A 19,511-nucleotide genomic window follows, 5' to 3' on the forward strand; every position below is an offset into this window, starting at 1 on the left:
CGATTGGGTTCCAAGGGGGCATGCGCGCATGAAGATAGTCGTGCCGATCAAGCGGGTGATCGATCACAACGTCCGGGTGAGGCCGACGGCCGATGGCACCGGCGTCGATTCGGCCAGCGTCAAGATGGCGATCAATCCGTTCTGCGAGATCGCGCTCGAGGAGGCGGTGCGGCTCAAGGAGCGGGGGCTCGCGAGTGAAGTGCTGGTGGTGACGATCGGCACCGCCGCGGCCCAGGAGCAGCTGCGCGGGGCGCTGGCGGTGGGTGCCGACCGGGCGCTGCTGATCGAGACCGAGCGCGCGCTGGAGCCGCTGGCGGTGGCGCGCACGCTTGCGCGGATCGTCGAAGAAGAGCGCCCGGGACTGGCGCTGCTCGGCAAGCAGGCGATCGATTCCGATGACAACCAGGTCGGCCAGATGCTCGCCGCGCTGCTCGGCTGGCCGCAGGCCACCTTCGCATCCGCACTCGAGCTCGAGGGCGCAAAGGCGCGGGTCACCCGTGAGGTCGACGGTGGCATGGTCACTCTGGAGCTTGCGCTGCCCGCGGTGGTCACCGCGGATCTCAGGCTCAACGAGCCGCGCTACGCTCGGCTGCCGGACATCATGAAGGCGAAGAAGAAGCCGATCGAGCGGCGCGCGCTCGAGGAGATGGCGCTCGACCTGCCGGCGCAGACCGAGGTGCTCGCGGTCGAGACACCGACGCCTCGCCAGAGGGGGGTGATCCTCGATTCGGTCGACGCCCTGATCGACAAACTGCGCAACGTGGAGAAGGTGATCCCATGAGCAGCCTGATTCTGATCGAACACCACGACGGGCGCGTCAGCCCCGCCTGCGCGCGCGTGGTCGCCGCGGCGCGCAAGATCGGTGCGCCGATCGAGGCGCTGGTGGCGGGGTACCGGGTCGACGAGGTTGCCGCCCAGGCCGCGCGGCTCGACGGCGTGTCGCGGGTGCTGGTCGCCGACGATGCGCGCTATGCGGATCAGCTCGCCGAGCCCCTCGCCACGCTGCTCGCCGCACATGCCAAGCGGTATGGGTACCTGCTCGCCGCCGCCTCGACCTTTGGCAAGGACGTGCTGCCGCGCGCTGCCGCGCTCGCCGGAGTGGGGCAGATATCCGAAGTCATCGAGGTGGTGGATCCTGCTACCTTCAAGCGGCCGATCCACGCCGGTGCGCTGGTCGCCACGGTGAGAAGCGACGCGCCGCTCAAGGTGCTCAGCATTCGCGCCACCGCTTTCGAATCGGTCGGTGAGCAAGCACCGGCGCCGATCGAGACCGTGGAAGCGCAGGGTGAGGCACTCGGCGCGCGTTTCGTCGAGTCCCATCGCGAGGCCAGCGAGCGCCCGGAGCTCACCGCGGCGCGCGTGGTCGTCAGCGGCGGCCGTGGGCTCGGCAGCAAGCAGAATTTCTCCCTGCTCGAGGGGGTGGCGGGTAAGCTGGACGCCGCGATCGGGGCTTCACGCGCCGCGGTCGACGCAGGCTATGTGCCCAACGAGCTGCAGGTCGGACAGACCGGAAAGATCGTCGCGCCCGATCTCTACATCGCGGTGGGTATCTCCGGTGCGATGCAGCATCTCGCCGGCATGCAGGGGGCGAAGGTGATCGTCGCGATCAACCGGGACGAAGAAGCGCCGATCTTCCAGGTAGCCGACTATGGGCTGGTCGGCGACCTGTTCGAGCTGCTGCCCGAGCTCGAGCGCAAGCTTTAGCCCGGGGCTCGGCGTCAGCGCGGGCGCATGGCGCGGCCGTCGCTGCACGGGCGCAGGAACAGCGCCTCTTCGGCGCGGGTCGCCGCGAGCCGCAGGAGGTTGGCGAAGTCATCGTCGCTGCGTGGTTGGCAGACCAGCAGTTCGACTCGACCGCTCAGCGCGGCGAGTTCGACGCTCGAACTGATGAACTTGATCTCTACGGCGGTGGTGGTGAGGCGCTTGCCGCGCCGCCACATGTCGAGGCGTTTCAGTAGCTGGGGCTGGTCGATGCCGTAGAGCAGCGCACGATGAGGTCGGACGGAGAGCTCGGCGAGCTGTGCCGAGGATAGCGCTTGATTCATGTTGAATGATGTTCCTGGGCCGATGAGAGCCGCTGGCCCGGAGGCGCGAGGCGTCGCCGGCAAGCTGCTTTAGCGGAATTTCTTCGACTGCCCGAAGGTGTCGCGCGCCCCGCAAGTTGCTGATTAAATCGGCGCGCCACTATGCTAAGTCGACCTCGCGCGGTTGTCACCTACATCGATGAGGTGGGTGCTATCCTGCCTTGCATCGCGCGGCCGCCGGCGGTGGCGGTGGCGGACGATATCCATGGGATGGACACGGTATGCTCGATCGTTTCGCTGATCTTTATGAATGGATGAAGTCGCACGGCTATGTGGACGCCCTGTTCGCTTGGGTGGCCAGGCTCGTGCTGGTCGGGGCCCTGTTCAGCGCCGGGACCCGCTATGTGAACACCCCGTCAGGCTGGCTGGTGATCGCAGTGGCGCTCACGCTGTTCGTGCTGCTGTTCATGCAGTCGATCGACGGGATCGCCTACTTGATCAAGAAGTGGAAATTGTTCTCGGCCACCCCGGCGCGGCTCAAGCAGTACCTGGCCGGCGCGCTGGGACTTGCGATCTCCGCGGGCGTGGCGCTGGTCGCGGGTCGACTGGTGCTGCGCCTCGCCACTGGCTGAAGGTGATCCGGCTCGGATCGCCGAGGCTGTCTCGATCGTATATCCTATGGCCCCCTTGAATTGCCTCGAGGCTCGCTGCATGGGCGCCGTTCGTCTTCGTTATGCCTGGACCGCAGTCGCGGTGCTGGTGGTTGCACTTCCGCCGCTGCTCGCGATGAGCACTCTCGATGGCTATCCACTGCTGTTCGCGTGCGCGTTGCTCCACGCCGTCGGGCTCGGCATCGCGGCCGAGGGCCCGACCAAGCGGCCGCTGCTGCTGGGTACGCTGGTCACCGTGCTCAATCTGGTGGCGCTGGTATGGGTTGGCGATGTGAGCTTCATCCACGCCCTGGCCGAGCGCAGCGCCCCGGCGTGAGTCCCGGGCGCTTCAGCGAGCGCCTCACATGCCGCGGTAGTTGGGGCCGTTGCCGCCTTCCGGCGGCACCCAGGTGATGTTCTGCGCCGGGTCCTTGATGTCGCAGGTCTTGCAGTGGATGCAGTTCTGGAAATTGATCCGCAACCGCGTCTGCCCCTGCTCTTCCACTACCTCGTAGACCGCCGCCGGGCAGTAGCGGGTCGCGGGCTCGGCGTAGCGCGGCAGATTGTCCCTGATCGGCACCTCGGCATCGGCGAGATGCAAATGGCAGGGCTGGTCCTCTTCATGGTGGACGTCGGTGAGATATACCGACGAGAGCCGATCGAAGGAGAGCCGGTTGTCCGACTTGGGATAGTCGATGCGCGGCGCCTCGCTCGCCTTGCGCAGGCTGGCATGGTCCGGGCGCAGGTCGCTGAGCTTCGGCAGGCGCTTGCCCAGCCACTGGTCGATCAGGTTCCAGGCGCCGCCGAGCAGCGGGCCCAGGCGGTGCAGTGCGGCACCGAACCCTCGGCTCGCCGCATGCTCGCGCCCGGCCCAGCTGTCCGCCCAGGCGGTGTCGAACTCCGCCAGTCCACGGCCAAGCTCGAGCGCTTCGTCGCTGGCGGCGAGCAAGGTGTCGGCGGCGACCATGCCCGACTTCATCGCCATGTGCAGGCCCTTGATCCGCGAGACATCGAGAGTGCCCGCGTCGCAGCCGAGCAGCGCCCCGCCGGGGAAGGCCAGCCTGGGTAGCGCTTCCGGCCCGCCCTTGGTCAGCGCCCGCGCGGCGTAGCCGAGGCGCTCGCCGCCCTCGAGCTGGGCGCGGATCAGCGGATGGTGCTTGAGCCGCTGGAACTCCTCGAATGGTGACAGCCAAGGGTTGGTGTAGTCGAGATCGACGATCAGCCCGACCGCTACCCGTCGCGCATCGAGGTGATAGAGAAACCAGCCGCCGTGGCTCCCGCGACCCAGCGGCCAGCCGGCACCGTGCTGCACGCGCCCGGGGCGGTGCTGGGCCTGGGTGATTTCCCAGATCTCCTTGAGCCCGATCGCATAGTGTTGGGTGGCGCGTCCCTGCGCCAGCGCGAAACGCTCGATCAGCCGCTTGCCGAGATGGCCGCGGGAGCCTTCGGCGAACAGGGTATGTCGGGCCCGCAGCTCCATGCCCGGCGCATAGCCGGGCTTTTCGCTGCCGTCCGCGGCGATCCCCAGCGCACCGGTGACTACTCCGCGTACCTGCTCTTGTTCGATGATCAATGACTGGGCGGCGAAGCCCGGGAACAGATCGACGCCGAGTTCTTCGGCGCGCTCGGCGAGCCAACGGCACAGCTCGGAGGCCGAGATCAGGCGATGAGAAGGCTCGTGGCCAAGATTGTGCAGGCTCCTCGGCACCAAGGCGTCAGGCAGGCGCCTGGAGCGTTCGGCATCACTCAGCCAGTAAAGGCCATCCTCGGCGACCTCAGGCCCGGTAGGGGCGCCTTCGCTGGCCCAGTCAGGGAAGAGCTCGTCGAGCGCTCTAGGGTCGAATACCGCGCCAGAGACGATGTGAGCGCCCACTTCGGAGCCCTTCTCGAGCACACAGACGCTCAGTTCGCGGCCCGCCGCCCGAGCGCCCTGCATCAGGCGGCACGCCGCCGCCAGTCCGCTTGGGCCCGCGCCGACGATCACCACGTCGAATTCCATTACTTCTACATCCATTCCCGTCTCCAGCTCGCTCGAAACGCAGCGACACATCGCCCTGTTTGCGCGTTGCCAGGACGGCGTGCGTGAGCTTGCCAAAGGGCTCCGCCGCCGTCGGCGCGGTCGCGGCGCCTGGTTTCCTCACCAAGGCGGGCATGGTAGCACCCGTTGCGCTGTACGCGATCGGGCAGCTTTCGGTAAAGAATCGTTGGCTCATGGTGAGCGATCTTGGCGGATAGCGGCGTAAGCGCTGTTCTCAGACAGATACATACACTATGGAATGTAACTGGGAAAACGTCATTTTTGCCGGAAATGGCCGCATTTTTTGTGAGCTTTGGCTCATTTGGCGAATTTAACCCTCCGATACAATGATTACCAAATGCCCGTGGTGGCGCCCCTGGGCACCGCATAGGATTCGCTTCCAGCAGCGCATGATTCGTCCCGTCGGCGTGCGCGTCGTTAGCCCCGACGAGAAGGGTAGGGACGTTCCATTCAGGGAGTTGAGCGATGAACAAATCGATTGCGATCGGTGCCACGATCGGTGTCCTCGGCATTGTCGGCGGCGTCGCGGTGGCCTCCTATGTCGGCGGTAGCAATGAACCGGCCTACGCGGAAGTGCTCAGCGTCACCCCGGTGACCCGCACCGTCGAGACCCCGCGGCAGGTCTGCGAGCAGGTCAGCGTCAACCACTACAAGCCACCGGCTGACAGCAACAACATCATCGGCACCGCCGCGGGCGCGGTGATCGGTGGTCTGGTCGGCAACCAGTTCGGCGGTGGCTCCGGCAGGAAGATCCTGACCGCTGCGGGCGCGGTGGGTGGCGGCTATGCCGGTAACCAGATCCAAGGCAACATGAATCGCGGCAGCACCTATACCACCACCGAGAACCGCTGCCACACGGTCACCGAGAGCCATGAGGAGCAGGTCGGTTTCGACGTGGTCTACAGCTATGACGGTCAGAATCGCACCGTGCGTACCGAGCAGGACCCGGGCAAGCGCCTGCCGGTCTACAACGGCCAGGTGGTACTGCCTGGGCAGAACGGGGGTATTCCCCAGGGCTGAGGCTCACGACCCAGGGACGAACGGACAAGGACGAGCGCTCACGGATGAGCGTGTAAAAGGATGACGGGGCGGCCATGTGGCCGCCCCGCTTTGTTTTGGAGCGCAGAGCCTGCGGTGCGTCGGCTCGATCGAGCTCAGAATATGCCTTTGGTCGGGGCGGCGGCCCCGTCGCCTGCGCTGATGCTCGATGGCATCGCCTCGGGGGCCTCGGTGTTGGCGTCGAGCAGCAGGGCGTTGCGTTCCAGGTAGTCCTGGAGGAACTGGCGCACGCGCGGCGGCGCCTCTTCGCCGAATACCTGGGTCGGCGCCCCCCGGGCGATGATGCGTCCGTGATCGAGGAACACCAGGGTGTCCGCCATCCGCGCGGCGAAGCCCATCTCATGAGTGACCACGACCATGGTCATGCCTTCGCTTGCGAGTCTTTTCATCACCGCCAGTACTTCGCCGACCAGCTCGGGATCGAGCGCGGAGGTGGGCTCGTCGAACAGCATGATCTTGGGTTCCATCGCCAGGGCGCGGGCTATCGCCACCCGCTGCTGCTGTCCGCCGGAGAGCCGCGCAGGGTGGGCGTCGGCCTTGTCGAGCAGGCCGACGCGCTCGAGCGCCTGGCGACCCTGGCGCTCGGCATCCAGGCGCGAAAGCCCCTTCACCCGTTTGAGCGCTTCGGTGACGTTGCCCAGGGCGGTCATGTGCGGCCATAGATTGAACTGCTGGAACACCATGCCGAGATTGCTCCTGCTCTGGCGCAGGCGGCGGTTCGAGGCCCGCCTGCGGCGGCCCTGGTCGTCGATCTCCCAGCCGATCAGCGCGCCCTCGATGTAGATTTCGCCTTGGTCGTACTCCTCGAGAAAGGCCATGCAGCGCAGCAGGGTGCTCTTGCCCGAGCCCGAGGGGCCGATCAGGCAGACCACCTCGGAGTGGGCGATCTCCAGATCGATTCCTTCGAGCACCTGGTGATCGCCGAAGCGCTTGCCGACCTGGTCGAGCCGAATCGCGGGAAAGCGGGCCTGTGGGGTGGTCGGGGATTGGCTCATCGGATTCGCTCCCGGGTCAATTGAGGTAGGCGCCGACGCGCCGCTCCAGCCAGTTGCCCACGCGTGCGGTGAGCTCGACCAGCAGCAGGTAGGCGAGGCAGAGCGCGACCAGGGTCTCGGCGAAGGAGAAGGTGCGCGTACCGATCCCGCCGAGCACCGCGGTCAACTCAGGCACGGTGATGATCGAGAGGATCGCGGTCTCCTTGCACAGCACGGTGAGCAGATTGGTGAGCGCCGGCAGAATGATCACCAGTATCTGCGGCAGTTCGATGCGTAGGAGCAGCTGCCAGCGGTCGAGCCCCAGGCACTCGGCTGCCTCGAGCTGCCCGCGAGGCACTGCATTGAAGCCGCTGCGGAAGATCTCGGCGAAGTAGACGCTGGAATAGAAACCGATACAGACGATACCGGCGAAGATCGCGTTCAGGTCGATCCCGATGCTCGGCCCGCCGTAGTAGAGGATGAAGCAGATCACCAGGAACGGCGTGCCGCGTATCAGCTCGCTCAATGCCAGCAGCGGCAGGCGCGCCCATCGGCCCAGCGAGCGGATCAGCAGGGCGAGGGCGAGTCCGACGATCAACCCGAGCGCGCTGCCGAGCAGCCAGGTCTTGACGGTGACCAGGAAGGCGTCGCCGATCTCGCCTGCATGCGTGGTGAGGATAGAAGGATCGAAATTCATTCGGTGGCCCTGTGCTGCGACCGAGCCAGGTGGCGCTCGAGCAACCTGCCGCTGAACGTCAGCGGCAGGTTGATCAGGCAGTAAGCCAGCGCCAGCACCAGGTAGTGCTGGAAGAACAGGTAGTCCGATGCGGCAAGGTTCTGCGCCACCCGGCTGAGATCGGCCAGGCCGACCACCGAGATCAGTGCCGAGGCCTTGATCAGCAGCACCAGTTCATTGACCAGCGACGGCAGCGTCAGGCGCACCGCCTGTGGCAGCTCGATGCGGATCAGCGTCGTCGTCGCGCCGATGCCGAGCAGCCGGGCGGCTTCGATCTGTCCCGGAGCAATGGCGAGGAAGCCGCCGCGCAGGATCTCGGCGATATAGGCGCCGGAGCACAGCGACAGCGCCAGCACGGCGGCAGTCATCGGCGACAGGTTGGGCAGCCCGGTGGTCGGTAGCAGGTAGTAGATCACCAGCAGCTGGACCAGCAGCGGCACGCCGCGAAAGACGAAGATGTAGCCCGCCCCGAGCGCGCGGGCGAGCGGTCGCGAGGAGAGGCGCAGGGCGGTGACGGGAATCGCGATCAGGAAACCGAACAGGTTGCCCGCGAGCGACGCCTTGAGCGTCACCAGCAGCGCCTGCCCGAGCAGCGGCAGGCTATGGACGAAGGATGTCCAGTCGAACATGGCGATGAAGTCTCCCGTTGCGGTTTTTCCACACCGCGCAAACCAGGCACGGCGGGGCCTCGCGGCCTCACAGCTCGGGGACGAAGTCGCCGGTCGGTACATCCATCGGTGCGCCGAACCACTTGGTCTGCAGCGCGGCGAGCGAGCCGTCCTCGTGCATCTGGCCAAGCGTTTCGTTGATCGCCTCGACCAGTGAGGCGGATTCAGCGTCGTTGCGCGCCATGTAGGCGAAGTAGGCAGGCTTGCCGAAGGTCGGCTCGACCACCGCGAACATCGGCCGCTGGGTGGCGGTGTAGGCGATGTTGGGCAGCGAATTGGCGACCGCATCGACGCGACGCGCGGCCAGATCGGCCATCGACTGGGTGAAGTCGACGTATTCGGTGATCGTCGCAGGCTCGGGCAGGGTCTCGTTGAAGGCGCGGAACTCGTCGGCCTGGGCCGAGCCGCGCTGCAACCCGACGCGCTTGCCGGCGACATCCTCGGGTTTCTCGATGCTGCCGTCGTTCTCCCGCTTGATCAGCCCGACCGTGGCATCGGCGATCGGCAGGGTGAAGGCATAGCGGCTCTGGCGCTCACGGGTGACCATCGCAGGCCCCGCGACGAAGTCGTAGTTGCCCGCCTCGAGGCCCGGCAGCACGCTCGCCCAGGGCAGGTCGATCCAGCTGACTTCGAAGCCCAGGCGTTTGCCGACTTCATCCATCAGCTCGAGATTGAGCCCGGCGTACTGTCCGTCGACCAGGTAGGCGAAGGGGGCGAAGTGGAACTCGGTGGCGATCTTGAGCTCTCCGCTCGCCTTGGCATCGCTGAGCACATCGGCGTGGGCCGCTTGGGAACCAATGGCGAAGACCAAAGCGGCGGCGAGGATCTTGAGCATCGAGCTCGGTTTGTAGTTGTTCATGTCGGCTCCGGGAAGAAATGATGCGCATGGCTCTCTCGGCCTGGCGCGGCGAGATGACGAAAAAAGTTTTTCAGCCTGTGACGCAGCGAACCTGGGGCGTTACGCGCCCGGCATCGAGTCGCCAAGGCGGGGTGGGGCGATGGATGCGATCGAGCATCGGGGGACTCCATTGTTATCGTTATTCATTTTTCGACCGTGGCTCCACGCTAGAGAGTCGAACGGCATCTTTAAAATATTTTTAGATGGGCTTCGAGATCAATTTTTTTGATCCTGCGACGCTCCTGCCCAGCCGGCGCGACGACTCATTTACTATCGCATCGTCCCCTGCCTCAAGGGTGTTCGATCTTCGCAAGCACAGCTTTTTCTTGCCTCCTGAACATATTTTTACTGGTTTTCCCGCCTCGATGGCTTTGCCAATATGAGCCTGGACGGTTCAGTCGCGCTGGATCGCCCGAGGATCTGTACAAGAGCGCCGAGTCAGGTGCCGAAGGATCACCGCGACGTTTGCATAAGGCCCCGGTGGGCCTTCATCCGTTGCACCGCCCACCTTTAGCTGTTTGGTGATGTTTCTCCCGCTATCCGATGCGGCGGGTTCGTATGCGCTGAGCAATGCGGAGTCCCGGATGACACGCTTCCAGACCCGATTACACACGACACAACAAGATTCCTTCATCCGCTTCAGCGACGTCAGCAAGAGCTACGACGGCAAGAGCTACGTCGTCCATGGTTTGGACCTTTCGATCCAGGAGGGAGAGTTCCTCTCGTTGCTTGGTCCCTCCGGCTCGGGCAAGACCACCACCTTGATGATGCTGGCTGGGTTCGAAACCCCCAGCAGGGGATCGATTACGCTGGGCGGCAAGCGTCTGGATCATCAGCCGCCTCACAAGCGCGATATCGGCATGGTGTTTCAGCACTATGCGCTGTTTCCGCATATGAGCGTGGCCGAGAACATTGGCTTCCCGCTGTCGGTGCGGGGCATGGGGCGCGCCGAGCAGCGAGAAAAGATCCGCAAGGCGCTGGAGATGGTCGAACTGGCGCATATTGCCGATCGCCGCCCGTCGCAGCTTTCAGGCGGGCAGCAACAGCGTGTCGCGCTGGCACGTGCGCTGGTGTTCGAACCGCGCTTGGTATTGATGGATGAACCGCTCGGCGCGCTCGACAAGCGCCTGCGGGAAACCTTGCAGGCAGAGATCAAGCACTTGCACCGCCAATTGGGGGTGACGCTGGTCTACGTCACCCACGATCAGGGCGAGGCGTTGACGATGTCCGATCGGGTCGCGGTGTTCTACGACGGGCGCATCCAGCAGGTTGCGCCGCCCGCGGTGCTTTACGAGCATCCGAGCAATGCCTTCGTCGCCAATTTCATCGGCGAAAACAACGGATTGGCAGGGGTGGTCGGTGATATCCAGGGAGATCGCGCCACCTTGCAGCTATCCTGCGGCGCCCGGCTGCTTGGGCGCTACCGTGACGATCTGGCCGTCGGCAGCCGGGCCACATTGGTGTTGCGCCCGGAGCGGGTGCGGCTTGGCGATGCGGTCAAAGTCGATGACAACCGGCTGCAGGGGCAGGTGGCCGACATCGTCTACCACGGCGACCATCTCCGTGTGCAGATCGATCTGGGCCAAAGCGGCCTGATGGTCGCCAAGCTGGCCAATACCCAGGAGTATCCGCTGCCCCCCTTGGGAGGGCGAATCACCGTCGGCTGGAGCGAAGACGACTGCAACATCCTTCCTCCACCTCCCAGAAGCTCAATCGACCAACAAGACCAACAATAAGGAGTGCCCGATATGCGACTCGCTTTGCTGCAACGACGTATGTGCGCCTTCACCCTGGTGCTGGCCGCTCCCTTGATCGCCCCTTTGGCTGCCCCAGCGACCGCCCAGGCCGCCGAGCTGTCCGTGGTCACTTTCGGCGGTGCCTTCGAAGCCGCCGTCAAACAGGCCTATTTCGACCCCTTCACCCAGGAAACTGGCACGAATTTCCGGCTGGAAGCCTACGACGGTGGCTTGGCGAGGCTGGCCGCCATGGTCCAGGCCGGCAATCCCACATGGGATCTGGTCGACATGGAGAGCAACGATGCCTTGGCTGCCTGCGAGGAGGGGCTGCTGCAGCCGCTCGACACCGCCGAGATGGGAGATCTCAGCGACTTCATTCCGGGCGCGGTCGGTGACTGTGCCATCGCCACCATGGTGTGGTCGACCATCTTCGCCTATGACCAAAGCCTGCTGACCGAAGGTCCGACCACCCTGGCCGACTTCTTCGATATAGAGCAATTTCCCGGTAAGCGCGGTATGCGCAGGAACCCGAAGGTCGCCATGGAGTGGGCATTGATCGCCGATGGCGTGCCACCGCGGGAGGTCTACTCGCTACTCGCCACCGAGGAGGGAATGAACCGCGCCTTCGCTAAGCTCGATACCATCAAGTCGGAAATCATCTGGTGGGAGGCTGGCGCCCAGCCGCCCCAATTGCTGGCCGACGGTGCCGTGGTCATGACCCAGGCCTACAACGGGCGCATCCTCGATGCAGCGAAGCAGGAAGGCAAGCCGTTCGAAATCGTCTGGGATGCTCAGGTGTATGACTACGAGTGGTGGGGCATCCCGATGGGGGCCCGCAACGCCGAAACCGCGGAGCGTTTCATCGCCTACGCCTCCCAGCCGGAGGTGCTGGCCCGGCTGCCGCGCTACATCGCCTATGCCCCGCCGCGCGAGAAGGCCATCGAGCTGGTCGATCCGGAGCTGCTCGCCGATTTGCCGACCGCGCCGGAAAACTTCACCAACGCGCTGCAGCTCGATAGCAACTTCTGGATCGATCATTTCGACACCATCAATACCCGCTTTCAGGTTTGGCTGGCCCAGCAATGAAGCAAGAACCGGCACCGCCCTGGGGCGCTGCCGGTCGTCATTCATCACGCCATCATTGACTGACGGACCACGCGATGACAGAACCCGCCGTAAACCGGCCGGCGCTGATCGAGCCTTCGCTCAGGCAGGCCCATCAGCGAGCTCGCCGGCATGAGTCTGGCCGTGCGCTGCTGCTGGTCATACCGCTGCTGGCATTTTTGCTGCTCACCTTCATCGTGCCGACCGGCGGGCTGCTCGCCCGCAGTTTGATAAACGACGAGCTCCCCGGCGCGATGCCGCAGCTGAGCACAGTATTGCAGCGCTGGGATGGCCAAGGGATGCCGCCGGCCGAAGGCTATCCGGCACTGGCGAGTGAACTTCGCTCGGCGGCCGATGCCAACGAACTAGGCAGCGTCGCACGGCGTTTGAATTTTTATCGCGCCGAGATGCGTAGCCTGATTTTCAAAACCGCGCGTAATCTGCCTGAGCAGGCCGATGACTGGCGCCAGACCTTGATCGGTATCGACCCGCGCTGGGACGAGGTAGAGATCTGGCAACTGCTCAAGCGAGCCGCCCACTCGCCGACACCGGACTACCTGCTGACCGCCTTGGATGCGCGCATCGCGCCGCAGGGTGGGCTCGAAACGCTGCCTGCCGAGCAGTCGATCTATGTGCCGGCGCTGGCGCGGACGATCTGGATCAGCGCGCTGGTCAGCGTGATTTGTCTGGTGCTCGGCTACCCGGTGGCATGGCTCCTGGCCAACCTGCCCGAGCGCCAGAGCAATCGGCTGATGCTGCTGGTCATCGTGCCGTTTTGGACATCGCTTCTGGTTCGCACCACTGCCTGGTACGTACTGCTGCAGCCCAACGGTGTGATCAACACGCTGCTGACCAGCCTCGGGCTGGTCAGCCAGCCGCTGTCACTGGTCTTCAACCGCGTCGGTGTGCTGATCGGCATGACCCATATCATGTTGCCGTTCATGATTCTCGCGATCTACTCGGTGATGAAGGGCATTTCGCCGGTCTACCTGCGCGCGGCTCGTTCACTGGGCGCGCATCCCGCCATCGCCTTCTTGCGCGTGTACCTGCCGCAGAGCCTGCCTGGCGTGGGGGCCGGCAGCTTCCTGGTCTTCGTGCTATCGCTGGGCTACTACATCACCCCGGCGCTACTGGGCGGCGCCGGCGATGAGATGATCAGCCAATTGATCGCGATGCAGACCAATCAGCAGCTCAACTGGGGGCTGGCTGGCGCGCTGTCGCTTTATCTGGTGCTGTTCACCACGTTTTTCTATTTCGTCTTCAACCGGCTGGTCGGTATCGACCGCCTGCGCTTCGGCTAAGGAGACCTTCGATGGCCGAGACGCCGGTCAATCTCACCCGCAGTGAACGCTTGGCACGCTACTGGGTTGGGTGGCATAGCGCCGTTGTGCTGTGTTTCCTGATCGCTCCCATCCTGGTGGTGTTGCCGCTGTCATTCAATGCAGGCTCCTACTTCTCCTATCCCATGGCCGGGTTCTCCTGGCAGTGGTACGAAACCGCCCTGACCAGTCCCGTCTGGCAGCGCGCCTTTCTCAATAGCCTGGGTATTGGTCTAGCCTCCACGCTCATCGCCACCGGGCTCGGCACCCTCGCCGCTTTGGGCCTCAGTCGTGCGGCCTTCCCTCTGCGCGGACTGATCATGCCGCTGCTGATTTCGCCGATGATCATTCCCATCGTGGTGGTCGCCGCGGGGTTCTACTATGTCTTTGCGCCCATCGGGCTGGTCAACTCACACCTCGGGGTGATCCTCGCCCATACCGCGCTTGGTACGCCATTCGTGGTGATTACCGTGACCGCGGCGCTTTTGTCGTTCGACCAAAACCTGCTGCGTGCCGCCGCCAGCCTGGGCGGCAATCCCTGGACGTGCTTTCGGCGTATCACCCTGCCGCTGATCAGTCCGGCGGTGGTAACCGGTGCGGTGTTCGCCTTCGCTACATCGTTCGATGAAGTGATCGTGGTGCTGTTCATCGGCGGGCAAGAGCAGATCACCGTACCGCGGCAGATGTGGAATGGCCTGCGCGACCAGATCAATCCAGCGATCCTCGCAGTGGCTACTCTGCTGGTGCTATTCGCGGTGGCGCTGTTCGCCAGCCTCAACTGGCTGCGCATGCGCAGCCGCAAGGCGTTCGGCCAGTCATCCCAGTGAATGAGCCGATACTTCATGCAGCGAGAGGTCTTGTTCTTGAGTCGACGGAATAGGGATTTCTCGACGGATGGCACCGTGGTACTGCGTCGGTGTCGGGCAGACCGTCACTATCTGGCTGCCTCTCGATCCGCTCGCCCACGCAAGTTGACTGAAGGGGAATACGACCATACGTCGACCGCGGTGGGGAGGCCTCTGCGCCCTAGCCGGAGTTGACCCGCTCCTTGCATCATGGGTAGCCGCTGCCGGAAACTCTGTTTCCATCCTATGCCCAACCGGTCGCCGGGTCGCCGGCGCCATGCCAGCGGCGGCGCTGTCCTCCCAGCCCGAAAGCACAGCGCGGCCTAGGCAAGCCCAGTCCAAATCGCGCCGTGAGAGGTATTTCGTGGCTTCCTATACCCTGCGCCAGTTGAAGTACTTCGTCACCACCGTGGAGTGCGGCAGCGTCGCCGAGGCGTCGCGCAAGCTCTACATCGCGCAGCCCTCGATCTCTACCGCGATCAAGAACCTCGAAGAAAGTTTCGGGGTGCAGCTGTTCATCCGCCACCACGCCCAGGGGGTATCGCTGACGCCGGCGGGCGGACGCTTCTATCGCAAGGCGCAGCAGCTGCTGCGCGTGGCCCATGAGTTCGAGCAGAACGCCCTGGCCGACAACGACGTGGTCGCAGGCCAAATTGACATCGGCTGTTTCGAGACCGTCGCTCCCTTGATCCTGCCGCGCCTGATCGCGGACTTCGGCCAGCGCTATCCGGGGGTCGAGATCCGTCTGCGCGACGGTGAGCAGCACGAACTGGTGCAGGGCCTGACTGCGGGCAGCTTCGACCTGGCGTTGCTCTACCGCCACGATCTCGACACCACCATCGAGACCGAGGCACTGATGGAGCCCCAGCGCCCCTACGTACTGCTGCCCGCGGGCCACCGTTTCGCCCTGCGGCAGAGTGTCTCGCTGCACGATCTGGCGCCGGAGCCGATGATCCTGCTCGACGTGCTGCCAAGCCGTAACTACTTCGTCAGCCTCTTCAACGAACTGGGCCTGAGCCCGCGGATCGTGTTCAGTTCGCCGTCGATCGAGATGGTGCGCGGCATGGTCGGCCAGGGCTTCGGCTTCGCCATTCTGGTCACCCGCCCACACTGTGACTGCAGCTACGACGGCTGCCGGCTGGTCACGGTCGAGATCGTCGAGCCGGTGACCGGCTCCGGCCTGGTGGCCGCCTGGCTCAAGCGCGCCCAGTTGACCAGGCCGGCGCGCCTGTTCATCGACTTCTGCAAGGAGCAGCTGGCCGACCCCTGTTACTCATCCCCGGCACGCCGCAGCGGGACGCCTGGGTAGGAGCGAGGACCTCGGCGGCTCAGCCGTCCGCCCGGCGCTGCCCGGCATCGCGATAGGCAAGGTAGCGGCGCTGGATGGTGATGTGCTCGGCGATCGTTTTGGCATCGTGCCAGACGCCCCAGATAAAGCTCGACCCCCGGTGCGACAGCCACGGCAGGCCGAGGAAGTAGACCCCCGGCTCGCTCGACACGCCGCGCTGATGCCGCGGCTTGCCCTGGGCATCGACGGCGTCGACCTGCAGCCAGTCGAAATCGACCGCGTAGCCGGTGGCCCAGATGATCGTGCTCACCCCGGCCTCGGCGAGATCGAGTTCGCGCAGGGGCTGGCTCACGCACACGGGCTCCGGGTAGGCGGCACGGGCCTCGGGCTCCGCTGGCAGGTCGAGGCCGTTGCGCTCGATGTAGGCGTCGGCTGCGTCGAGCAGCGCCAGATAGTTCTCATCGCCGCGGGCCAGATTGTCGGCAAGATCCGGCTGGAAGCTGACCACGCCCTGATCGAAGGCTCGGGTCACCCCCACCAGGGTGATGCCCTGATGGGCCAGCGCGCGAAAATCGATGGTGTAGCCGCCGCGGGCGCCGCTGACCGCGATGGTGACATGCTCCTTGCCGGGTTTGGCGACCTGCGCATCCCACTCGCCGAGCACCCCCAGCCACCAGACGAAGTCGCGGTTGCGATAGCTGCGCGGCGGACGCTCATGCGGCCCGACCGACAGATAGACCCGACGGCCGGCGCGCTGCAGCTCGTCGGCGATCTGGGTGCCCGAGGAGCCTGCGCCCACCACCAGCACGGCGCCCTCGGGCAGCTGCTCTGGATTGCGGTAGTCGGCGGAGTGCAGCTGGGTGAGGCGCTCATCCTGCGGTGCGATCGAGGGAATCACCGGGCGCTGGAAGGGGCCGGTGGCGGCGACCACCCGCTGGGCCTGGATTACGCCGATGGAGGTTTCGACGGTGAAACCCGGTCGTCGAGCGTTGCGGGTGACCTTCGTCACCTCTACGCCGGTACGGATAGGGGCGTTGAATCTGGCCGCGTAGGCTTCGAAGTAGGCCGCGATCCGATCTTTCGAGGCGAAGGCATCTGGCTCGAGACCCTCGAATTCCAGGCCCGGAAAGCGATCGTGCCAGGCCGGGCCGTTGGCCACCAGCGAATCCCAGCGCCCGCTGCGCCAGGCTTCGGCGACGCGCCTGCGCTCGAGCACCAGGTGAGGCACGTCGAGGCGGCTCAGGTGCTCGCTCATCGCAACACCTGCCTGGCCGGCCCCCACCACCAGCGTATCCGTTTCGATCGTCTCGGGGCCTGTGTCGGAATCCGTCGGCAGCTTGGATTTGTCGGTCTCGGTCATGACGTGCCTTCTGATGTTGGTCGTAGGTCGCGAGGCCGCTGTGCCACCGGCGACCACTGCGCCCATTCTGTGCAGCGCGTGCGATGGGCGAAATTAGGATTTTTGTCGTTGCTGGTGAGGAAAAAGCTGTTCGGACCGGATGTGGGGCCCCCACGCTCCCCGGAGGAGCAAGCGCCGTGGCCTATGCACGGCGCTTATCCTGCGATCTCCACGCGCTCGGCTCGCGCGGGATGTTTCATGTGAAACGGTGGGTCAGCCGCGCCGGTTCAGCGCCGATGCTGCAGCAGCGGTACCAGGCGGCTTGCCAGCGGGCGTGGGCAGGAGAGCTTCAGTCGCGGCAGTTCGAGCCAGTCGGCGAGGCGCTCGAGCTCGAGCGCCAGCGCTTCGAGCTCGTACTCGTCGATGGCAAGGTCGGGCTCCTGGTGGACGGCGAGCAGTTCGAGGATGCCTTCGCGCCGCCGGGTGCGCAGGTCGAGCCGAGCGACCATGCGCTCACCAAAGAGGAAGGGCAGTACGTAGTAGCCATAGCGGCGCTTGCCCTCGGGCACATAGATTTCGAGCCGGTAATGGAAGCCGAACAGCCGTTCGGTGCGCGCTCGATCCCAGATCAGCGGATCGAACGGGGCGAGCAGTGCACTGGTCTCGATCCGTCGGGGAATCACCGGGTCGCCGACCAGATAGCCGGGGCCGCGCCAGCCCTCGACCTCGACCGGGCGCAGCCGGCCCTCTTCGACCAGCGCTTGCAGCGCCTCCTGGGTCGCCTTGGGCGAGAGCCGGTAGTAGTCGCGAAGATCGCGCTGGGTGGCGACGCCGAGCGCCCTGGCCGAGCGCTCGACCAGCTCGCGCTGGGCTGCGGCGGCGTCCGGTTCCGGGCGAGCCAGTACCGCTTCAGGCAGTACACGCTCGGGCAGGTCGTAGAGCCGTTCGAAACCGCGCCGGCCGGAGACGGTCACCAAGCCTGCGGCGAACAGCCACTCCAGCGCCTGTTTCTCATCGCTCCAGTCCCACCAGGGGCCGGCCGGGCCCTGGCGGGTATTGAGCGCGGACGCCGGGCGCGCGCCGTGGCGCTCGATCTCGCCCAGCACCCGCTCGATGACGTCGCGGTGCTCGGCGCCGAAGCGCGCGAGCCCCTTGTAGATGCCCACCCCCGCACGAGCCTCCAGCATCCGCCAGCGCATCGCCGGGTAGAGCTCGAGCGGCAGCAGTGAGGCTTCATGCCCCCAGTACTCGAACAGCTGGCGGTGGCGCCCGGCGCTCCACGCCGCCTCGTCGAGCAGCTGGCGCGGGTAGTCGCCGAGCCGCGAGAACAGCGGCAGGTAATGGGCGCGCACCACGGCATTGACCGAATCGATCTGTAGCACCTGGATGCGTTCGAGCATCCGGCGCAGGTGTCCGCGGTCGCAGCGTTGCGGTCGCGGCGTGGCGAACCCCTGGGCGCTGAGCGCAAGGCGCCGCGCTTGGCTCGCCGACAGCCGCTCGCGCGCCATCGGCTCAGTGCTCCGCCAGCAGCCGATCGGCGAAGTCGGCCAGCGAGGCGAAGCGCGCGACCCGCTCGGGGTGCTCGAGTGCACCGAGCTTGCCCAAGGTCTCCTCGCCGTTGCCGGTCAGCACCAGCGCCACCCGGGTGCCCGCCGCCTCGCCGGCCTGCAGGTCGCGCAGCGAGTCGCCGACCATCCAGGCGGTGGTGAGGTCGGTGAGGCCGAGCGCGTCTCGAATCGACAGCAGCATCCCCGGCAGCGGTTTGCGGCAGGCGCAGCCATCGTCGGGCCCGTGGGGGCAGACCTCGATCCGCGCCAGCTCGCCACCGGCTTCAGCAACCAGCGCAGTGAGGTGGGCGTGCATCCGTTCGAGCGCATCAGGCGTGATCAGGCCGCGGGCTATGCCTGATTGGTTGGTCGCCACCGCGACGCGATAGCCCGCGCGGTACAGCTTCGCGATCGCCTCGATCGCGCCGGGCAGCGGTATCCACTCATCGAGGTTCTTGACGAAGGATTTGGAGTCGCGATTGATCACGCCGTCGCGATCGAGGATCACCAACTTATCAATCGTTTTGTCGAACATCGGGCCTTCCCTGGGCAGAGGACCCCCAGTTTAGGCACCCCGGCGGACTAAACCAACCGCCCGGGCGAATCGGCATTCATGGCGCAGCCCTGGGTCAGCGCGGCGCCAGCCAGTCGACCAGGGTGAAGCCGAGCAGCGTCATCGCAAGCGATCCCAGCAGGTGTGTGCTGATGATCGCCAGTGCCCAGCCCGGATGGCCGCTGGTGAGCATCGTTACTACCTCGGCGGAGAAGGTCGAGAAGGTGGTCAGCCCCCCGCAAAAGCCGGTCACGATCAGCGCGCGCCATACCGGGTCGATGCCCGGCAGACGCAGGAGGATCGCCAGCGCCAGACCGACGACCAGGCCGCCGACCAGATTGACCGTCAGCGTGCCCAGCGGCAGGGCGGGAAACAGGCCGTTCAAGCGCAGGCCGAGCCACCAGCGCAAAACGCTGCCGGTGGCGCCACCGAGGGCTACGGCGATGAGGGAAGCAAGCATATGGACTCTCCGACCACGAATGTCGAGGCGCTCGCGGCAGCGAAGAGAGCACGGTGGCGCGGCCCACGCAGCGCTCCTCGAGAGCTGGCTCGAGCGCAGTGCGTAGGCATCATCGGCCCGGTGAGGGCGGTTCGCTTCGTGATTCGCTGGGTGAATGGCCGAAGGCTGGAGGCATGCCATCTCCAGTTCCCAGGATAGTGTCTGGCGATTGGGGTCGCAATGTGCGCGGTGGCGCGGTGCAAAAGAGTGGCCGCTGATGTGACGAGGCCCGTT

The 19,511-nt window shown here is 65.5% G+C and carries 20 protein-coding genes and 1 riboswitch; of the genes, 10 read left to right on the forward strand and 10 right to left on the reverse strand.

The window, feature by feature from the left end; translation table 11 throughout:
* Window positions 1–28: 28 nt before the first annotated feature.
* Together A5892_RS03170 and A5892_RS03175 are read left to right on the forward strand one after the other, a co-directional pair.
* Entirely contained in the window at window positions 29–781 is a 753-nt protein-coding gene (locus tag A5892_RS03170) for an electron transfer flavoprotein subunit beta/FixA family protein (protein WP_064121570.1), read from the forward strand.
* Window positions 778–1,704: an electron transfer flavoprotein subunit alpha/FixB family protein gene (locus A5892_RS03175; protein WP_064121571.1), complete on the forward strand. Its 927-nt coding sequence runs from the start codon at window positions 778–780 to the stop codon at window positions 1,702–1,704. The genes A5892_RS03170 and A5892_RS03175 overlap by 4 nt, the downstream gene beginning before the upstream one ends.
* Window positions 1,705–1,718: 14 nt before the next feature.
* Here the strand turns inward: A5892_RS03175 and A5892_RS03180 are convergent, their stop codons facing one another.
* Entirely contained in the window at window positions 1,719–2,045 is a 327-nt protein-coding gene (locus A5892_RS03180) for a hypothetical protein (protein WP_064121572.1), read from the reverse strand.
* Window positions 2,046–2,305: 260 nt separating this feature from the next.
* Here A5892_RS03180 and A5892_RS03185 point away from each other — a divergent pair, with 260 nt between their 5' ends.
* Together A5892_RS03185 and A5892_RS03190 are read left to right on the forward strand one after the other, a co-directional pair.
* Entirely contained in the window at window positions 2,306–2,656 is a 351-nt protein-coding gene (locus A5892_RS03185; protein ID WP_064121573.1) for a hypothetical protein, read from the forward strand.
* 79 nt (window positions 2,657–2,735) lie between these two features.
* A complete protein-coding gene (locus A5892_RS03190; RefSeq protein WP_064121574.1) occupies window positions 2,736–3,011 on the forward strand; it encodes a hypothetical protein in 276 nt (91 codons plus the stop codon).
* A 24-nt stretch (window positions 3,012–3,035) separates the two neighbouring features.
* Here the strand turns inward: A5892_RS03190 and A5892_RS03195 are convergent, their stop codons facing one another.
* Window positions 3,036–4,688 (reverse strand): electron transfer flavoprotein-ubiquinone oxidoreductase, encoded by a 1,653-nt coding sequence (locus tag A5892_RS03195; RefSeq protein WP_064121575.1) that lies wholly within the window; start codon window positions 4,686–4,688, stop codon window positions 3,036–3,038.
* A gap of 489 nt (window positions 4,689–5,177) precedes the next feature.
* Between A5892_RS03195 and A5892_RS03200 the strand changes: the two genes are divergently transcribed.
* Window positions 5,178–5,732 carry a glycine zipper 2TM domain-containing protein gene (locus A5892_RS03200; RefSeq protein WP_064121576.1) on the forward strand — a complete coding sequence of 185 codons (555 nt, stop codon included), beginning with the start codon at window positions 5,178–5,180 and terminating at the stop codon, window positions 5,730–5,732.
* Window positions 5,733–5,866: 134 nt separating this feature from the next.
* Here the strand turns inward: A5892_RS03200 and A5892_RS03205 are convergent, their stop codons facing one another.
* From A5892_RS03205 to A5892_RS03220, 4 genes are all read right to left on the reverse strand, one after another.
* A complete protein-coding gene (locus tag A5892_RS03205) occupies window positions 5,867–6,766 on the reverse strand; it encodes an amino acid ABC transporter ATP-binding protein (protein ID WP_082890235.1) in 900 nt (299 codons plus the stop codon).
* A 16-nt stretch (window positions 6,767–6,782) separates the two neighbouring features.
* The gene (locus tag A5892_RS03210) at window positions 6,783–7,442 is read right to left on the reverse strand and encodes an amino acid ABC transporter permease (protein WP_064121577.1); all 660 of its coding nucleotides are present in this window, start codon (window positions 7,440–7,442) and stop codon (window positions 6,783–6,785) included.
* Complete coding sequence (locus tag A5892_RS03215) at window positions 7,439–8,110, reverse strand: amino acid ABC transporter permease (RefSeq protein WP_064121578.1); 672 nt, start codon at window positions 8,108–8,110, stop codon at window positions 7,439–7,441. Before A5892_RS03215 ends, A5892_RS03210 begins: the two co-directional genes overlap by 4 nt.
* Window positions 8,111–8,177: 67 nt before the next feature.
* Window positions 8,178–9,008: a transporter substrate-binding domain-containing protein gene (locus A5892_RS03220; RefSeq protein WP_223302779.1), complete on the reverse strand. Its 831-nt coding sequence runs from the start codon at window positions 9,006–9,008 to the stop codon at window positions 8,178–8,180.
* A gap of 623 nt (window positions 9,009–9,631) precedes the next feature.
* Between A5892_RS03220 and A5892_RS03225 the strand changes: the two genes are divergently transcribed.
* The 5 genes from A5892_RS03225 (at window position 9,632) to A5892_RS03245 (ending at window position 15,360) form a co-directional block, all read left to right on the forward strand.
* A complete protein-coding gene (locus tag A5892_RS03225; RefSeq protein WP_064121579.1) occupies window positions 9,632–10,783 on the forward strand; it encodes an ABC transporter ATP-binding protein in 1,152 nt (383 codons plus the stop codon).
* Window positions 10,784–10,795: 12 nt separating this feature from the next.
* A complete protein-coding gene (locus A5892_RS03230; protein ID WP_082890236.1) occupies window positions 10,796–11,869 on the forward strand; it encodes an ABC transporter substrate-binding protein in 1,074 nt (357 codons plus the stop codon).
* Window positions 11,870–11,943: 74 nt separating this feature from the next.
* A complete protein-coding gene (locus A5892_RS03235) occupies window positions 11,944–13,188 on the forward strand; it encodes an ABC transporter permease (RefSeq protein ID WP_064121580.1) in 1,245 nt (414 codons plus the stop codon).
* A gap of 11 nt (window positions 13,189–13,199) precedes the next feature.
* Entirely contained in the window at window positions 13,200–14,033 is an 834-nt protein-coding gene (locus tag A5892_RS03240) for an ABC transporter permease (protein WP_064121581.1), read from the forward strand.
* A 382-nt stretch (window positions 14,034–14,415) separates the two neighbouring features.
* Window positions 14,416–15,360 (forward strand): LysR family transcriptional regulator, encoded by a 945-nt coding sequence (locus tag A5892_RS03245; protein ID WP_064121582.1) that lies wholly within the window; start codon window positions 14,416–14,418, stop codon window positions 15,358–15,360.
* A 19-nt stretch (window positions 15,361–15,379) separates the two neighbouring features.
* Here A5892_RS03245 and A5892_RS03250 read toward each other — a convergent pair whose 3' ends face one another.
* The 4 genes from A5892_RS03250 to crcB all read right to left on the reverse strand — a co-directional run bounded on the left by A5892_RS03250 (window position 15,380) and on the right by crcB (window position 19,238).
* A complete protein-coding gene (locus tag A5892_RS03250) occupies window positions 15,380–16,699 on the reverse strand; it encodes a flavin-containing monooxygenase (protein ID WP_064121583.1) in 1,320 nt (439 codons plus the stop codon).
* Window positions 16,700–16,965: 266 nt separating this feature from the next.
* Window positions 16,966–18,186: a winged helix-turn-helix domain-containing protein gene (locus tag A5892_RS03255; protein ID WP_064121584.1), complete on the reverse strand. Its 1,221-nt coding sequence runs from the start codon at window positions 18,184–18,186 to the stop codon at window positions 16,966–16,968.
* Window positions 18,187–18,190: 4 nt separating this feature from the next.
* Window positions 18,191–18,760, reverse strand: a complete 570-nt coding sequence (gmhB, locus tag A5892_RS03260) for a D-glycero-beta-D-manno-heptose 1,7-bisphosphate 7-phosphatase (RefSeq protein WP_064121585.1) — start codon at window positions 18,758–18,760, stop codon at window positions 18,191–18,193.
* Between the two features lie 94 nt (window positions 18,761–18,854).
* Window positions 18,855–19,238 (reverse strand): fluoride efflux transporter CrcB, encoded by a 384-nt coding sequence (gene crcB / locus A5892_RS03265; RefSeq protein ID WP_064121586.1) that lies wholly within the window; start codon window positions 19,236–19,238, stop codon window positions 18,855–18,857.
* A 96-nt stretch (window positions 19,239–19,334) separates the two neighbouring features.
* Window positions 19,335–19,431: riboswitch (Fluoride riboswitch) on the reverse strand.
* Between the last annotated feature and the right edge of the window lie 80 nt (window positions 19,432–19,511).

The organism is Halotalea alkalilenta (genome assembly GCF_001648175.1).
Taxonomy (GTDB): domain Bacteria; phylum Pseudomonadota; class Gammaproteobacteria; order Pseudomonadales; family Halomonadaceae; genus Halotalea; species Halotalea alkalilenta_A.

Bases quoted from the DNA above. Each gene is read 5' to 3' on its own strand.
- A5892_RS03210 (WP_064121577.1), bottom strand. From the start codon at position 7,442: ATGAATTTCGATCCTTCTATCCTCACCACGCATGCAGGCGAGATCGGC.
- A5892_RS03195 (WP_064121575.1), bottom strand. From the start codon at position 4,688: ATGGATGTAGAAGTAATGGAATTCGACGTGGTGATCGTCGGCGCGGGC.
- A5892_RS03250 (WP_064121583.1), bottom strand. From the start codon at position 16,699: ATGACCGAGACCGACAAATCCAAGCTGCCGACGGATTCCGACACAGGC.
- A5892_RS03240 (WP_064121581.1), top strand. From the start codon at position 13,200: ATGGCCGAGACGCCGGTCAATCTCACCCGCAGTGAACGCTTGGCACGC.
- A5892_RS03235 (WP_064121580.1), top strand. From the start codon at position 11,944: ATGACAGAACCCGCCGTAAACCGGCCGGCGCTGATCGAGCCTTCGCTC.
- crcB (WP_064121586.1), bottom strand. From the start codon at position 19,238: ATGCTTGCTTCCCTCATCGCCGTAGCCCTCGGTGGCGCCACCGGCAGC.
- A5892_RS03205 (WP_082890235.1), bottom strand. From the start codon at position 6,766: ATGAGCCAATCCCCGACCACCCCACAGGCCCGCTTTCCCGCGATTCGG.
- A5892_RS03170 (WP_064121570.1), top strand. From the start codon at position 29: ATGAAGATAGTCGTGCCGATCAAGCGGGTGATCGATCACAACGTCCGG.
- A5892_RS03185 (WP_064121573.1), top strand. From the start codon at position 2,306: ATGCTCGATCGTTTCGCTGATCTTTATGAATGGATGAAGTCGCACGGC.
- A5892_RS03175 (WP_064121571.1), top strand. From the start codon at position 778: ATGAGCAGCCTGATTCTGATCGAACACCACGACGGGCGCGTCAGCCCC.
- A5892_RS03180 (WP_064121572.1), bottom strand. From the start codon at position 2,045: ATGAATCAAGCGCTATCCTCGGCACAGCTCGCCGAGCTCTCCGTCCGA.
- A5892_RS03255 (WP_064121584.1), bottom strand. From the start codon at position 18,186: ATGGCGCGCGAGCGGCTGTCGGCGAGCCAAGCGCGGCGCCTTGCGCTC.
- A5892_RS03200 (WP_064121576.1), top strand. From the start codon at position 5,178: ATGAACAAATCGATTGCGATCGGTGCCACGATCGGTGTCCTCGGCATT.
- A5892_RS03215 (WP_064121578.1), bottom strand. From the start codon at position 8,110: ATGTTCGACTGGACATCCTTCGTCCATAGCCTGCCGCTGCTCGGGCAG.
- A5892_RS03190 (WP_064121574.1), top strand. From the start codon at position 2,736: ATGGGCGCCGTTCGTCTTCGTTATGCCTGGACCGCAGTCGCGGTGCTG.
- A5892_RS03230 (WP_082890236.1), top strand. From the start codon at position 10,796: ATGCGACTCGCTTTGCTGCAACGACGTATGTGCGCCTTCACCCTGGTG.
- gmhB (WP_064121585.1), bottom strand. From the start codon at position 18,760: ATGTTCGACAAAACGATTGATAAGTTGGTGATCCTCGATCGCGACGGC.
- A5892_RS03220 (WP_223302779.1), bottom strand. From the start codon at position 9,008: ATGAACAACTACAAACCGAGCTCGATGCTCAAGATCCTCGCCGCCGCT.
- A5892_RS03225 (WP_064121579.1), top strand. From the start codon at position 9,632: ATGACACGCTTCCAGACCCGATTACACACGACACAACAAGATTCCTTC.